This is a genomic window from Limosilactobacillus portuensis (genome assembly GCF_028607025.1).
In the GTDB taxonomy this organism is placed as follows: domain Bacteria; phylum Bacillota; class Bacilli; order Lactobacillales; family Lactobacillaceae; genus Limosilactobacillus; species Limosilactobacillus portuensis.
Genome location: NZ_CP117296.1, coordinates 1,534,166 through 1,548,444 on the forward strand (window position 1 = coordinate 1,534,166; position 14,279 = coordinate 1,548,444).

The following is a 14,279-nucleotide window of genomic DNA, read 5'->3' on the forward strand; positions in this document are numbered from 1 at the left end:
GTCATTCATTTTAACATTATCCACGGCTTAAGGCTATCTACTAGTTAAGCTTATTCTTTTCTTGAATTCGATAATTCAAAATAACGGTAATAAGGGTCACAAAAGCCAAGCAGGTTACGATTAAGTAATCAATACGGCCCCCGATCATTGTCCGGTTAATTAACGAACCGGTTGATTGATTCTGGAAATAGGCAACCAAAGATGCCAGCAATCCGGTTCCCATTGATCCAGCAAATTGCTGAATCATGTTAAATACCGAATTAACATCAGAACTATTTTCCTGCTTAACCAGCATTGAAGCATTTGAAATTGTACAAGAAAACGAAAGATTAAAACCAACTCGTAAAATCAAGAAAAAGATAGCAACGGTTAACGCATTCAGGCTAGATTGAAAAAGAATAAAGCATGACGCTCCAATAACCAGTAAGACACTCCCGGTAATAACCGGCTTAGCATATCCCTGCTGATCGGCCCACCGACCGCCAAGTGGCGCGATAATTGCCCCAATTGCGGAACCGGGAAGCAATACTAAACCGGCAACCATTGCGGACGAATGAAGAACATATTGCATGTAGACCGGAATAACCAACGAGATTCCAATATTAATAAATTGGAGATTAAAGTACGTAATGGTCGAGAGCCGAATTGGTACTACCCGAAAAATTGAAAGATTTAATAATTGAGAGTGTCCTGAATCATTAACGTAAATAAATAGCAAGGAGAAAATTATCCCTAAACATAAACTAAACCAGAATCGACCCGTTAAGCCGCCATTACCGATCAATGACACTGAATACACAACCAGAACTAATGCCAACCCTAATAAGAATAAGCTCAAGTAACTAAAATGCTTGGAATTGCCAATTGGCTGAGTATTAATTGTTAGTTGACCAATAATTAAACTGATTAAGGCTAACGGTAAGATTAACCAAAAAATCATCCGCCAAGACATTGTTTCTGAAACAATTCCACCGTATGTCGGCCCAATTGCGGGAGCAAACGAAATTACCATTCCTGCAAATCCAGTCATAATTCCCTTCCGATTAGCTGGAATTTCCGTAAAAATCAAATGGAAGAGGATTGGTGTTGACAGTCCCGTAGCCATTGCTTGAATTAACCTTGCAACTAGCAATACCGGAAAGTTAGTTGCGCAAGCGCCAATTACATCCCCCACAACAAACATTCCAACAGCAACAAGCGCTAGTTTTTGTGCAGGAAATTGGCGTAAAAGATATGCCGTTGTTCCCATAACAATTGTCACCATCAACAAATATCCAGTAGTAATCCACTGGATAACGTCAAGAGAAACGCCAAAAAACTTTACTAGTTCCGGATAAGTAACGTTCATTGCGGTTTCGTTTAAAATTCCGACAAAGGTTAATAATGCCATGGAAAAAATCGCCGCATAGGTATGATTACCCTGTTTTATCTTCTCTATCATCTTTTCACCTCAATTTAGATCAAAAAAAGCCATGGCGATAAACTCCGCCACAGCATCTCTTATTATTCTAACAGCTGATTATTCTTTTTCCAATGCCATTAACCATTCTTTCGTTCCTTGATCTAATTGAGGGTCAATTGTTAACGGAAATGGCTTGAACAAAGTTGCGATCTGCTGCCAGTTAATTTTATTCCCTTGATAAACTGCCTGGAGAAGACGACTTTTCGTCATTTCTTGAATTTGCTTGCTGACTGGACGATTTAAAAACGTCATTGCAGTCGCCTTAGTCGCTAATTCTTCTGCCACCATTTTAGTTAAATCTTCTTTAGTAACCGTTCCTGAAACAAGGATTTGCTTTTTTAGCGGTACTCCTGGAAGTTCACGACGAATAAACTGCTGAAGGACTTCCCATCCCGCAATGATCTGGCGATAAAATTGCCAAGGAACTCGACTATTTAATTTTTTCAATAGTTCTGGAATAGTGGCATTCAAATCTAGGTTCCGTTTTTGACAAGCATCGAGGATTTCAATTAGGAACCGCTGATTACTTTCTTGGATGTCCTTTTCCAACCTTTTCTTACTTGTCAAATTGAATCTTAAGACTACATAGTCCACAAATTGTTCATCATCAATTACGTTTTGCTGAGAATGCTGCTTTACCCTAAATTGATTCAGCTGTTTTAGACGACTAGACTTGGCAAACTGCCCTTGCTTAGGCATTGTAATTTCCCCTTTACATTAACCAGTTAAATATAAACAAAAAAGCCACCAACCAAACAGTTGGTGACTTTGGCAGTTGGGCTAGCTGGATTCGAACCAGCGCATGACGGTACCAAAAACCGTTGCCTTACCGCTTGGCTATAGCCCAATAATAAAAGTGGAGGAGGGTGGATTCGAACCGCCGAACCCGAAGGAACGGTTTTACAGACCGTCGCGTTTAGCCAGACTTCGCTACTCCTCCATAACAACGTGATAGTTAAGTAGTAACAATCAACGTTTATTATAATATCGAACTTTACTAAAAATTGCAAGGATTTTTTGAGAAAAATTAAAAAGAGCTTGTGGCATAAATACTTTTACTAAGTTCAAATACAAACAGCGCGGTACGCAAATGGGTTCCAGTGTCCGGTATAACCGAACTCTGGAACCCTATTTGCGCTCGCGGGGGCGTGAAAACGAAGTCATAAATGACTTCTGTCACGCTCCCTTTCATCTTTAACAATTGTAATTTATAAATGGTTTAATTTACACCATCCATCAAACTGTGAATCTTCTTAACGAAGAACATCAGAATGATACCAAAGACGATACTTACGATTCCGACAATCATGAAGTAAGGTACTTCAGTTGCGGATGAGTAGTACTTAACGATTTGGGCATTCACAGCTTGACCAGCTGAATCGGCCAAGAACCACATACTCATCATCTGAGACTTAAAGGCCTTTGGTGCAAGTTTAGTCGTTACTGACAAACCAATTGGTGAGATTAACATTTCACCAATTTCAACAATAAACCATGAACCAACTAACCAGAATGGACTAACCCGACCTGCTGTTCCGTACATCATTCCTGGGAAAGCCATTAAGATGTATGATAATCCAGCAAAGACAAGCCCTGCAGAGAACTTACCAGGGGCACTTGGTTGACCCTTCCAGTGATCCCATAGAGCAACGAATACTGGTGTCAGGATCATAATGAATAATGGGTTCAAGGTCTGGAAGTTAGCAGCTGCAAAGTGCCAGCTACCAATGTGAAGAACTGTCCGTTGTTCAGCAAATAATGCTAAAACAACTGAACCTGACTCTTCAATTGCCCAGAAGATTGCCGCTGCAATAAAAAGTGGGATATAAGCAATAACCCGTGACTTTTCAGGCTTGGTAACCTTCTTGGAATTTAACATCATAATGAAGTAGTAAATTGGCAGTGCAATTGCAATAAACGTAATGATGTTAATGATATTCGTAATATTAAGCTGACCCATAGCAGCTAATAACCCAAGGACAACGACCAAGACAGCAACACCAACAAGTGTCCAGATAATAATTGGCCGTAAATCGTCCTTTTCAATTGGGTCATTAGGATAAAGACTATCCTTAGAAAGGTACTTCCGACCATCAAGAGTATATTGCAGTAACCCAAAGAACATTCCGATTGCAGCTAGTGAGAAACCAGCATGGAAGTTCATTTCATTACCGAATAAGTGGAAGCCGAAACCATTAGCAGCCCACGGAACAGCCCATGGCGCAACAGCCGCACCCAAGTTAATCCCGAAAACAAACATACTAAAACCAGAATCACGCCGTTCGTCATCTGGACTGTACAAGCCCCCGACCATTTCAGAAACGTTTGGTTTTAATAAACCAGTACCAATAACAATCAACACAATTGAAACGTACAATGCAGTAACGCCAGCTGGCAATGACAAGGCAATGTGCCCAAACATAATCAGCACACCACCAATGAAGACAGTCTTCCGAGAGCCCCATACACGGTCAGAAAGCCACCCACCAACAACACTTGATAGGTAAACTAATGAACCATAGATCGCCATAATTGAAGCAGCTGTGGCTTGGTCCATGCCCAAACCACCCTTAGTTACGGCATAGTACATGTAGAATAGCAGGATGGCACGCATCCCGTAGTAACTAAACCGTTCCCACATTTCAGTGAAGAACAGAGTAGACAGCCCTCTTGGTTGCCCAAAGAAGGCTGTATCTAAGTTTTTCTCTTTACTCATACAATTCCTCCAAATAATATCTTCAGGAGATAAAATAAGATGTGAAGGTTAATTATTTTTTAAAAACTTTCACATTAAAAATTCAGAATATAATTATTATAGGCGTCTAATTTGAAAGCGTCAATTCAAAAATAAATTTTTAATGAGAATAAACAGCGATAGATAGCCATTTATAGTACAATTATTTAAATTTAAGGATCAGGTTATTAACAGTCTCACTACCATTTAATTAATTATTTTAAGTTAGTCGTTATTAAATGACTAACTTTATAAAGTTGTTCTCATTTTCACTGCATAAAAAAACTGGAAAGAAATAATCTTTCCAGTTTCACTATCAACTCCGGCAGTCAGACTCGAACTGACGACAACCTGATTAACAGTCAGGTGCTCTACCAACTGAGCTATGCCGGAATAATATATTATTGCTATCTCAACAACGAAATTTATTATACAGGAAAATAGCGAAAGTAGCAAGCAGAGATTTCAATTTACTAATTATCTTTTCTCATAATGATGAATTATTTGCTGGTGAGCAATCTATCAACTATAATACTTATGAAAAGTAAGAGAACTTTGAGGAGGCATTTAATATGGCTAATACACTTGTTCTTTATCTCTCCGCTACGGGAACAACAAAGAAAGTGGCAGAAAAAGTAGCAGAAAAGCTTAATGCTGATATTGCAGAAATTCATCCAGTAACTCCATATACTGATGAGGATCTTAATTGGCATGATGAGTCAACCCGAGCTACAGTTGAACAAAAGCAAGAACATGATGGTCGGGTTCCAATCAAGAGTGACTTGCCAGCACTTGATAGTTATGACAATGTGGTAATTGGTCACCCAATCTGGTGGGGAATTCCGCCACGCTTAATTGCTGCTACCATTGATGCCCTTAATCTTAACGGCAAGCATTTGGCAACCTTTGGAACATCGAGTAGTACAGGCTACACTCGAGCACAATCCAATATTGAGCGGACAATTAAAGAAAATAATTATGACGTTAAACTGAATAAGGGTAACGTCTTAAATTCACAATCAGCAATCGATAGCTGGTTAAACTCGCTATCCTTAGCTCATTAATCATCATTAAAAGATCCGAGATGCTAGTTCATAGCGCTTCGGATTTTTTAGTTATTAATTTAGTCTCCACCAGCTCTTAATTAAGATCAAAAAAGCTTTCAACAACGTTCATAAGACTCGCTGTTGAAAGCTTTTATAATGATTCAAATGCTAACTAGAGGAGTCGAACCTCCGACCTTCTCTTTACGAGGGAGATGCTCTACCAGCTGAGCTAAGTTAGCAAAACCAATCAACGAATACTATTGTATCATGCTAATTAGTTAGTGAAAACACTTAATTTAAATTAAACTATATTCTCCTATATCAAAATTCATTTTACCTGAATCGATAGAAAAATACGATATCAAGAATAATCACCACTACAGTATATAAGGTACCGAAAGTTTGATGACGCTTTGGAATATACATATACTTATCTTTCTTGCCAAGCACTTTTGATAATGCTTAGTGTTTCCCCTATGTATTTACCATCTTAAATACATGAGCAATAAATTGCCTCATCTCAAAATAGGTCAAGGAAATTTTCTTTCCATATTTTTTCATAAAACTTAATTGTTTGCTTAGCCGTCATAAATTGATTATCAAACGTACTACTTGCACCACATTTCATTGATAGTTGATAGCCAAGGCCATGTGCCATTTTAATAGTGGTATTTACACAAAATTCGGTTTGTGCACCACAAATTTCTAGTTCACGTACCTGAAGATTATTTAACACTTCTTGTAACTTTGTCTTGTAAAATGAGTTGAGATGAGTTTTATTAATATAAAAATCATTGTTTTGATAATTTAATTCACTAACAAGTTTCCACTTGGTAGAGCCTTTTAATAGTGATGAACTTTCATGTTGAATAAAAACAATTGGTAAATCTTGAGCACGAAAAAATGCTATTCGCTCGTTTATAAGCTTTATAAGAGATTTTAAGTTAAAGATCTCTTCAGGCTTGCGGCAAACACCGTTTTGTAAATCAATTACTAATAATGCCTTAGTCATCAATCTTCTCCTTTTAGGACAAATAGTATAATAAAAAAAAGAGGCACCGATTACAATCAGTACCTCTTTATTAACTCCGGCAGTCAGACTCGAACTGACGACAACCTGATTAACAGTCAGGTGCTCTACCAACTGAGCTATGCCGGAATAATCGCGTGGCAACGTCCTATCCTCGCAGGGAGCGATCCCCCAACTACTTTTGGCGTGTTGAAGCTTAACTTCTGTGTTCGGCATGGGAACAGGTGTATCCTTCAAGCCATCATCACCACACTTACCCTTCCGGGCAAGAGCTTGCGCTCTCAAAACTAAACAATATCGCTCTTCTTCCAAACCTTACCGCTTAACTTGGTTAAGTCCTCGACCGATTAGTAATGGTCCGCTCCATGCCTCACGGCACTTCCACTTCCATCCTATCTACCACATCATCTTTGTGGGGTCTTACTTCCCGAAGGAATGGGAAATCTCATCTTGAGGCGAGTTTCACACTTAGATGCTTTCAGCGTTTATCTCGTCCATACATAGCTACCCAGCGGTGCTCCTGGCGGAACAACTGGTACACCAGCGGTATGTCCATCCCGGTCCTCTCGTACTAAGGACAGGTCCTCTCAAATTTCCTCCGCCCGCGACGGATAGGGACCGAACTGTCTCACGACGTTCTGAACCCAGCTCGCGTACCGCTTTAATGGGCGAACAGCCCAACCCTTGGGACCGACTACAGCCCCAGGATGCGATGAGCCGACATCGAGGTGCCAAACCTCCCCGTCGATGTGGACTCTTGGGGGAGATAAGCCTGTTATCCCCAGGGTAGCTTTTATCCGTTGAGCGATGGCCCTTCCATGCGGAACCACCGGATCACTAAGCCCGACTTTCGTCCCTGCTCGACCTGTCTGTCTCGCAGTCAAGCTCGCTTGTGCCTTTACACTCTGCGAATGATTTCCAACCATTCTGAGCGAACCTTTGGGCGCCTCCGTTACCTTTTAGGAGGCGACCGCCCCAGTCAAACTGCCCACCTGACACTGTCTCCCAGCACGTTCAGTGCTGCGGGTTAGAGTGGTCATAATGCAAGGGTAGTATCCCACCAACGCCTCCGTCGAAACTAGCGTTCCGACTTCTATGGCTCCTACCTATCCTGTACAAGCAGTACAAACACTCAATATCAAGCTACAGTAAAGCTCCATGGGGTCTTTCCGTCCTGTCGCGGGTACCCTGCATCTTCACAGGGATTTCAATTTCACCGAGTCTCTCGTTGAGACAGCGCCCAGATCGTTACGCCTTTCGTGCGGGTCGGAACTTACCCGACAAGGAATTTCGCTACCTTAGGACCGTTATAGTTACGGCCGCCGTTTACTGGGGCTTCAATTCAGAGCTTCGCCGAAGCTAACCCTTCCTTTTAACCTTCCAGCACCGGGCAGGCGTCAGCCCCTATACTTCATCTTACGATTTTGCAGAAACCTGTGTTTTTGATAAACAGTCGCCTGGGCCTATTCACTGCGGCTGGTCTTGCGACCAGCACCCCTTCTCCCGAAGTTACGGGGTCATTTTGCCGAGTTCCTTAACGAGAGTTCACTCGCTCACCTTAGGATTCTCTCCTCGACTACCTGTGTCGGTTTGCGGTACGGGCAGTTAACGTGCTCCTTAGAAGCTTTTCTCGGCAGTGTGACATCGGCAACTTCGCTACTGTAATTTCGCTCCCCATCACAGCTTGTCAACCCGGATGTAAGCATTTGACTCACATCCTGACTTACTGCTTGGCCCCACTCTTCCAATCGTGAGGTTTGCTTAGCCTCCTGCGTCCCTCCATCGTCAAACGCAGTTAACTGGTACAGGAATCTCAACCTGTTATCCATCGCCTACGCCTCTCGGCCTCGGCTTAGGTCCCGACTTACCCTGGGAGGACGAGCCTTCCCCAGGAAACCTTAGTCATTCGGTGGACAGGATTCTCACCTGTCTTTCGCTACTCATACCGGCATTCTCACTTCTAAGCGCTCCACCAGTCCTCACGGTCTAGCTTCACCGCCCTTAGAACGCTCTCCTATCACGTGCACGTAGTGCACATCCACAGTTTCGGTAATATGCTTAGCCCCGGTACATTTTCGGCGCAGAATCACTCGACTAGTGAGCTATTACGCACTCTTTAAATGGTGGCTGCTTCTGAGCCAACATCCTAGTTGTCTATGCAACTCCACATCCTTTTCCACTTAGCATATATTTAGGGACCTTAACTGGTGATCTGGGCTGTTCCCCTTTACACGGTGGATCTTATCACTCATCGTGTGACTCCTGGGCATAAATCAATGGCATTCGGAGTTTATCTGAAGTTGGTAACCTATGACGGGCCCCTTGTCCAAACAGTAGCTCTACCTCCACGATTCTTTTTCCCAAGGCTCCCCCTAAAGAGATTTCGGAGAGAACCAGCTATCTCCAAGTTCGTTTGGAATTTCACCGCTACCCACACCTCATCCCAGCCATTTTCAACTGACACGGGTTCGGTCCTCCAGTGCGCTTTACCGCACCTTCAACCTAGACATGGGTAGGTCACCTGGTTTCGGGTCTACAACTACATACTTCGTACGCCCATTTCAGACTCGCTTTCGCTGCGGCTCCGGTTTTTCCACCTTAACCTTGCATGCAATCGTAACTCGCCGGTTCATTCTGCAAGAGGCACGCCGTCACCCATTAATGGGCTCCGACAGCTTGTAGGCACATGGTTTCAGGAACTATTTCACTCCCCTTCCGGGGTGCTTTTCACCTTTCCCTCACGGTACTGGTTCACTATCGGTCACTAGGGAGTATTTAGCCTTGCGAGATGGTCCTCGCTGCTTCCGACGGGGTTTCACGTGTCCCGCCGTACTCAGGATCCTGAACTGAGAGAGTGCCGTTTCGTCTACTGGGCTTTCACCATCTCTGGCACAGCTTCCCAACTGTTTCGACTACGTCGCTCTTTGGTAACTCAAATGTTCAGTCCTACAACCCCAACGAGCAAGCTCGTTGGTTTGGGCTCTTCCCCGTTCGCTCGCCGCTACTAAGGGAATCGATGTTTCTTTCTCTTCCTGCAGCTACTGAGATGTTTCAGTTCACTGCGTCTACCGCTTGCTAGCTATAGATTCACTAGTCAAGCAACCAACGACTAAGTTGGTTGGGTTTCCCCATTCGGAAATCTCCGGATCAAAGCGTACTTACCGCTCCCCGAAGCATATCGGTGTTAGTCCCGTCCTTCATCGGCTCCTAGTACCAAGGCATTCACCATGCGCCCTTCATAACTTAACCTTGATAATCACTTCGTGATTATCCGATTAATTGAGTTAGCGATTAATTTCTAAAAAACTCAAAATAACGCGGTGTTCTCGGTTTGTTTTGTTAATTAATAAAGAAAATTGATATTATTTAGTTTTCAAAGTGCAAGCTCGCTAACCTCACGGTTAGCAATGGAGAATAACGGAATCGAACCGATGACCTCCTGCTTGCAAAGCAGGTGCTCTCCCAGCTGAGCTAATTCCCCATATATGGGCCTAAATGGACTTGAACCATCGACCTCACGCTTATCAGGCGTGCGCTCTAAACCAGCTGAGCTATAGGCCCAAATAAGCGTCATAATCTTGTTTTGAGAGTAAATCTCTCAAAACTAAACAAAGTTTCCACAATGTGTAGGTTTCCGTTTTATTCCTTAGAAAGGAGGTGATCCAGCCGCAGGTTCTCCTACGGCTACCTTGTTACGACTTCACCCCAGTCATCTGCCCTGCCTTAGGCGGTTCCCTCCAAATGGTTAGGCCACCGACTTTGGGCATTGCAAACTTCCATGGTGTGACGGGCGGTGTGTACAAGGCCCGGGAACGTATTCACCGCGGCATGCTGATCCGCGATTACTAGCGATTCCGACTTCGTGTAGGCGAGTTGCAGCCTACAGTCCGAACTGAGAACGGCTTTAAGAGATTAGCTTACTCTCGCGAGTTCGCAACTCGTTGTACCGTCCATTGTAGCACGTGTGTAGCCCAGGTCATAAGGGGCATGATGATCTGACGTCGTCCCCACCTTCCTCCGGTTTGTCACCGGCAGTCTCACTAGAGTGCCCAACTAAATGCTGGCAACTAGTAACAAGGGTTGCGCTCGTTGCGGGACTTAACCCAACATCTCACGACACGAGCTGACGACGACCATGCACCACCTGTCATTGCGTCCCCGAAGGGAACGCCTAATCTCTTAGGTTAGCGCAAGATGTCAAGACCTGGTAAGGTTCTTCGCGTAGCTTCGAATTAAACCACATGCTCCACCGCTTGTGCGGGCCCCCGTCAATTCCTTTGAGTTTCAACCTTGCGGTCGTACTCCCCAGGCGGAGTGCTTAATGCGTTAGCTCCGGCACTGAAGGGCGGAAACCCTCCAACACCTAGCACTCATCGTTTACGGCATGGACTACCAGGGTATCTAATCCTGTTCGCTACCCATGCTTTCGAGCCTCAGCGTCAGTTGCAGACCAGACAGCCGCCTTCGCCACTGGTGTTCTTCCATATATCTACGCATTCCACCGCTACACATGGAGTTCCACTGTCCTCTTCTGCACTCAAGTCGCCCGGTTTCCGATGCACTTCTTCGGTTAAGCCGAAGGCTTTCACATCAGACCTAAGCAACCGCCTGCGCTCGCTTTACGCCCAATAAATCCGGATAACGCTTGCCACCTACGTATTACCGCGGCTGCTGGCACGTAGTTAGCCGTGACTTTCTGGTTGGATACCGTCACTGCGTGAACAGTTACTCTCACGCACGTTCTTCTCCAACAACAGAGCTTTACGAGCCGAAACCCTTCTTCACTCACGCGGTGTTGCTCCATCAGGCTTGCGCCCATTGTGGAAGATTCCCTACTGCTGCCTCCCGTAGGAGTATGGACCGTGTCTCAGTTCCATTGTGGCCGATCAGTCTCTCAACTCGGCTATGCATCATCGCCTTGGTAAGCCGTTACCTTACCAACTAGCTAATGCACCGCGGGCCCATCCTGAAGTGATAGCCGAAACCATCTTTGAAACGAAAACCATGTGGTTTTCGTTGTTATGCGGTATTAGCACCTGTTTCCAGATGTTATCCCCCGCTTCAGGGCAGGTTGCCCACGTGTTACTCACCCGTCCGCCGCTCACTGGGAATCCAACGTCAATTCAGTGCAAGCACGTCATATCAGTTGGGCCAGTGCGCTCGACTTGCATGTATTAGGCACACCGCCGGCGTTCATCCTGAGCCAGGATCAAACTCTCATATAAAATATAAGAACTTGAATAGCTCTAATTCAAATTAATTAAGCGAATTGACTTCGCAAATGTTTTGCTTCAAATCATTATGATTGAAGACCCTACACATTTGATTCGTCGAAACTTTGTTCAGTTTTCAAAGGTCTACCTTAGTCAGCAACAAGTGTTGACTAACAAATTTGTTATATCAGATGCTCTTTGTAATGTCAACAACTAATTTTAATATTTTAACTAGCTGTCATACTTTTTAACAAGCAACTTTTATAATATATCATGTTGTCTCGCTTAAGTCAACAATTAATTTCAATCAACATTTGATAGAAATCATTACCTCGCAGACAACGTTAATTACTATACAAGCTCATCATTAATAAGTCAACGTCTATTCTAAAAAAATTAAACAAATTTTCTATAAGCGAATTTTGTGATTTCTTAGTTCATTATTGTTCATAATATTTGCCGTTTTAACGTAAAAAATAACGATCGATCAATTTAAAGTTCGATCTATTTTCAATAACGTTTACACCTACACATGAAAATGTTTCTTACTATATTCATCGCAAAGATTTTATTACTGACTAATCAAAATTTTTTCACTCCTTTATCTATTTCTAGTAATTCTAAAATTCATCAACAAGATAACCATCCCTTGGATCTTCAAACACTATTAACATTCGTTTCAGATTAATTTTCTCTCTACAGAAATCTAATATAAAAAGACTCCGCATTGCCTTTTAAGACATTGTGAAGTCACTATCTGGTTCCATTATCGTTGTTCTTCTGGTACCCCCGAATAAATTCGGTCAACTACTTTATCAATTGGATCAATTTGATGAATGAAAGAAATGCCAAGACCAAGTGAAGCATATCCCTTACTGAGATCACCATCAATCATTCCATCGTGCATTCCGCGATAAGCATTGGCAGTATGCCACACTTCTTCTTTACTTTTACCTTCGTCGGTTAATCGAACTAGTCGATTAGGTAATTCTCCTGGAAGAGAGCGATAATATTTCGGTTCAGCACTAAACAATACTTCGTCATATGCATCATTTTCTATAACCGCTTGCTTAATATTATCAGCCATTGGTGATTCTTCCGTTGCCAAAAAAGCAGTACCTGCAAAAATGCCATCAGCGCCTAGAGCAAAGGCAGCTTTGGCGGTACGAGCATCGACAATTCCTCCAGCAGCCATTACTGGTATTCGACCATTAACTATATCAACCACATACGGAACTGCAGAAAATGTTCCTACAGCTTTGTCTGGAACGGTTCCACCTTCGTCAAAGCCTGTTGCGACGATAACGTCAGCCCCCATTTGAACACTTGCTTCAACTATTTCTTTTGTTGGCGTAGCAGGACGATAAATAATTTTAATACCGTTATCGCGTAGCTTATTAAACCACCGAGAAATTGGTTTAGCAGCATAGATTACCGCGGCAGCAACCTTCTCTTTAGCCATTAATTCAATCATCCTACCAGTAAAAGCACCTTTATCTGGATCAGGAGTAAAAATAAGATTAATTCCAAATGGCTTTTTCGTTAGTGCTTTAGTTTTTCGAATTTCCTTTTGCATGTTCTCAAAGGTCTGATTATGACTTTCTGAGGTATCAATTGGATACTGACCAGCATTAATCCCAAGTGTTCCCATTCCTCCAGCATTAGAAACGGCAGCAACCATTTCTGCATTTGTTAACCAGAATAACGGACCCTGGATAATTGGTTTTTCGATTCCTAATTTTTCGGTAACTTTATTCATCATGATCCCTCCATATCGTTTATACTATTATTATGATGTTATAACCATAGCAAGTAAAATAGTAATAGTTAGTGAAATTATTACAGATGAGGAATAATAATGAATAATTTAAGACGAGAAATTCAAATCTTAGAAGGTGCCCAATACACCGCTACCTTAACCACCCTTGCTGAAAAATTATATTTAAGTCAGCCTTACATCAGTCGACTAATTAAAAAAATGGAAGACAATTATCAAATCAAATTAGTTAATAGAACTAATCCACTCTCTTTAACAAAGGCAGGAGAATCAATTCTTAATAACATGAAAGAAATTCAAGCCGCCGAAGATAATCTCCATACCAATATTAGGAGACTCAAGCATCAAGAAGAAGGGGTAATTACAATTGCTTTTTGCTCTCTAATTGGCTTGTCAGTAACTAATATCATTGCTATCCTCCATCAAGCCTTTCCTGAAACACTATTTAAGGTTACAACAACTGCTAATGAGCACTCCTTAACTAGTAAAGAGGTCGATATTGTAATTGGTCAAAAATGCAACAATCCGCTTTTTCAGATTCTGCCATTTGAACCAGCAGAAATGTCACTGCTTATTCCAGATACTTGTCCCCTATACAACCCCCATCAAAAAATTATTTCTTTTTCTGAAGAAGGATTATCGAAACTAAATAATAGCAACTACATTGCCGTTAGTAATGCTTCTTTCTTTCAGCAGCAAGTTAATTATCTTCTCAAGAAAAATCATATTTCTATTAATAAGTTAGCTGAAATGCCAACAAGTAGATTAGCAACCCAACTAGCACTCAAGACTAAAGCAACAACAATCACAACCACCAAGATTGCGCAAGATAGTTTAACTAAAGAAAGTGCATACTGTCTAATGCCGCTCCCTCGCAACTTGATTAATCTAACTCTTGCCGTCTCTTACTTACAAAGTGCACCAGTATTAACTAGGCAGGTAGCACAAAAAATATATGATCTAGTGAAATAACCAAAAGAGCCACACCTCTCTCAAATTTCAAGAGGATGTGGCTCC

The 14,279-nt window shown here is 42.4% G+C and carries 7 protein-coding genes, 7 tRNA genes and 3 rRNA genes; 2 read left to right on the forward strand and 15 right to left on the reverse strand.

Annotation, left to right across the window (positions count from 1 at the left end; genetic code table 11):
* Positions 1-40 precede the first annotated feature (40 nt).
* From PRK60_RS07950 to PRK60_RS07975, 6 genes are all read right to left on the reverse strand, one after another.
* On the reverse strand, positions 41-1,441 hold the full coding sequence (locus PRK60_RS07950) for an MFS transporter (RefSeq protein ID WP_273645938.1): 1,401 nt from the start codon (positions 1,439-1,441) through the stop codon (positions 41-43).
* Between the two features lie 78 nt (positions 1,442-1,519).
* Positions 1,520-2,161 carry a hypothetical protein gene (locus PRK60_RS07955; RefSeq protein ID WP_102168581.1) on the reverse strand — a complete coding sequence of 214 codons (642 nt, stop codon included), beginning with the start codon at positions 2,159-2,161 and terminating at the stop codon, positions 1,520-1,522.
* A 76-nt stretch (positions 2,162-2,237) separates the two neighbouring features.
* A tRNA-Gln gene (locus PRK60_RS07960) sits at positions 2,238-2,309 on the reverse strand.
* Positions 2,310-2,319: 10 nt separating this feature from the next.
* Positions 2,320-2,402 (reverse strand) — tRNA-Tyr (locus tag PRK60_RS07965).
* Positions 2,403-2,681: 279 nt separating this feature from the next.
* Positions 2,682-4,178 (reverse strand): peptide MFS transporter, encoded by a 1,497-nt coding sequence (locus tag PRK60_RS07970; protein WP_273645939.1) that lies wholly within the window; start codon positions 4,176-4,178, stop codon positions 2,682-2,684.
* A 338-nt stretch (positions 4,179-4,516) separates the two neighbouring features.
* Positions 4,517-4,589: transfer RNA gene (locus PRK60_RS07975), tRNA-Asn, on the reverse strand.
* 179 nt (positions 4,590-4,768) lie between these two features.
* Between PRK60_RS07975 and PRK60_RS07980 the strand changes: the two genes are divergently transcribed.
* Positions 4,769-5,260, forward strand: a complete 492-nt coding sequence (locus tag PRK60_RS07980) for a flavodoxin (protein WP_273645940.1) — start codon at positions 4,769-4,771, stop codon at positions 5,258-5,260.
* Between the two features lie 148 nt (positions 5,261-5,408).
* On the opposite strand, the gene PRK60_RS07985 is transcribed toward PRK60_RS07980, so the two are convergent.
* The 9 genes from PRK60_RS07985 to PRK60_RS08025 form a co-directional block, all read right to left on the reverse strand.
* Positions 5,409-5,481: transfer RNA gene (locus PRK60_RS07985), tRNA-Thr, on the reverse strand.
* A 281-nt stretch (positions 5,482-5,762) separates the two neighbouring features.
* Positions 5,763-6,254 (reverse strand): cysteine hydrolase family protein, encoded by a 492-nt coding sequence (locus PRK60_RS07990; protein ID WP_102168578.1) that lies wholly within the window; start codon positions 6,252-6,254, stop codon positions 5,763-5,765.
* A 74-nt stretch (positions 6,255-6,328) separates the two neighbouring features.
* Positions 6,329-6,401: transfer RNA gene (locus PRK60_RS07995), tRNA-Asn, on the reverse strand.
* A gap of 6 nt (positions 6,402-6,407) precedes the next feature.
* Positions 6,408-6,524: ribosomal RNA gene (gene rrf / locus PRK60_RS08000) — 5S ribosomal RNA — on the reverse strand.
* Positions 6,525-6,599: 75 nt separating this feature from the next.
* Positions 6,600-9,521: ribosomal RNA gene (locus PRK60_RS08005) — 23S ribosomal RNA — on the reverse strand.
* Positions 9,522-9,680: 159 nt separating this feature from the next.
* Positions 9,681-9,753: transfer RNA gene (locus PRK60_RS08010), tRNA-Ala, on the reverse strand.
* Between the two features lie 5 nt (positions 9,754-9,758).
* A tRNA-Ile gene (locus PRK60_RS08015) sits at positions 9,759-9,833 on the reverse strand.
* A gap of 89 nt (positions 9,834-9,922) precedes the next feature.
* A 16S ribosomal RNA gene (locus PRK60_RS08020) occupies positions 9,923-11,497 on the reverse strand.
* The 16S, 23S and 5S rRNA genes sit together here with 3 tRNA genes alongside, the layout of an rRNA operon.
* A 754-nt stretch (positions 11,498-12,251) precedes the next feature.
* On the reverse strand, positions 12,252-13,247 hold the full coding sequence (locus PRK60_RS08025) for an NAD(P)H-dependent flavin oxidoreductase (RefSeq protein WP_273645941.1): 996 nt from the start codon (positions 13,245-13,247) through the stop codon (positions 12,252-12,254).
* 96 nt (positions 13,248-13,343) lie between these two features.
* Here PRK60_RS08025 and PRK60_RS08030 point away from each other — a divergent pair, with 96 nt between their 5' ends.
* The gene (locus PRK60_RS08030) at positions 13,344-14,234 is read left to right on the forward strand and encodes a LysR family transcriptional regulator (protein WP_102168318.1); all 891 of its coding nucleotides are present in this window, start codon (positions 13,344-13,346) and stop codon (positions 14,232-14,234) included.
* Positions 14,235-14,279: the final 45 nt, after the last annotated feature.

What these genes read in the sequence shown, in the direction of transcription:
- PRK60_RS07950 (WP_273645938.1), bottom strand. Translation starts at nt 1,441, where the DNA reads ATGATAGAGAAGATAAAACAGGGTAATCATACCTATGCGGCGATTTTT.
- PRK60_RS07955 (WP_102168581.1), bottom strand. Translation starts at nt 2,161, where the DNA reads ATGCCTAAGCAAGGGCAGTTTGCCAAGTCTAGTCGTCTAAAACAGCTG.
- PRK60_RS07970 (WP_273645939.1), bottom strand. Translation starts at nt 4,178, where the DNA reads ATGAGTAAAGAGAAAAACTTAGATACAGCCTTCTTTGGGCAACCAAGA.
- PRK60_RS07980 (WP_273645940.1), top strand. Translation starts at nt 4,769, where the DNA reads ATGGCTAATACACTTGTTCTTTATCTCTCCGCTACGGGAACAACAAAG.
- PRK60_RS07990 (WP_102168578.1), bottom strand. Translation starts at nt 6,254, where the DNA reads ATGACTAAGGCATTATTAGTAATTGATTTACAAAACGGTGTTTGCCGC.
- PRK60_RS08025 (WP_273645941.1), bottom strand. Translation starts at nt 13,247, where the DNA reads ATGATGAATAAAGTTACCGAAAAATTAGGAATCGAAAAACCAATTATC.
- PRK60_RS08030 (WP_102168318.1), top strand. Translation starts at nt 13,344, where the DNA reads ATGAATAATTTAAGACGAGAAATTCAAATCTTAGAAGGTGCCCAATAC.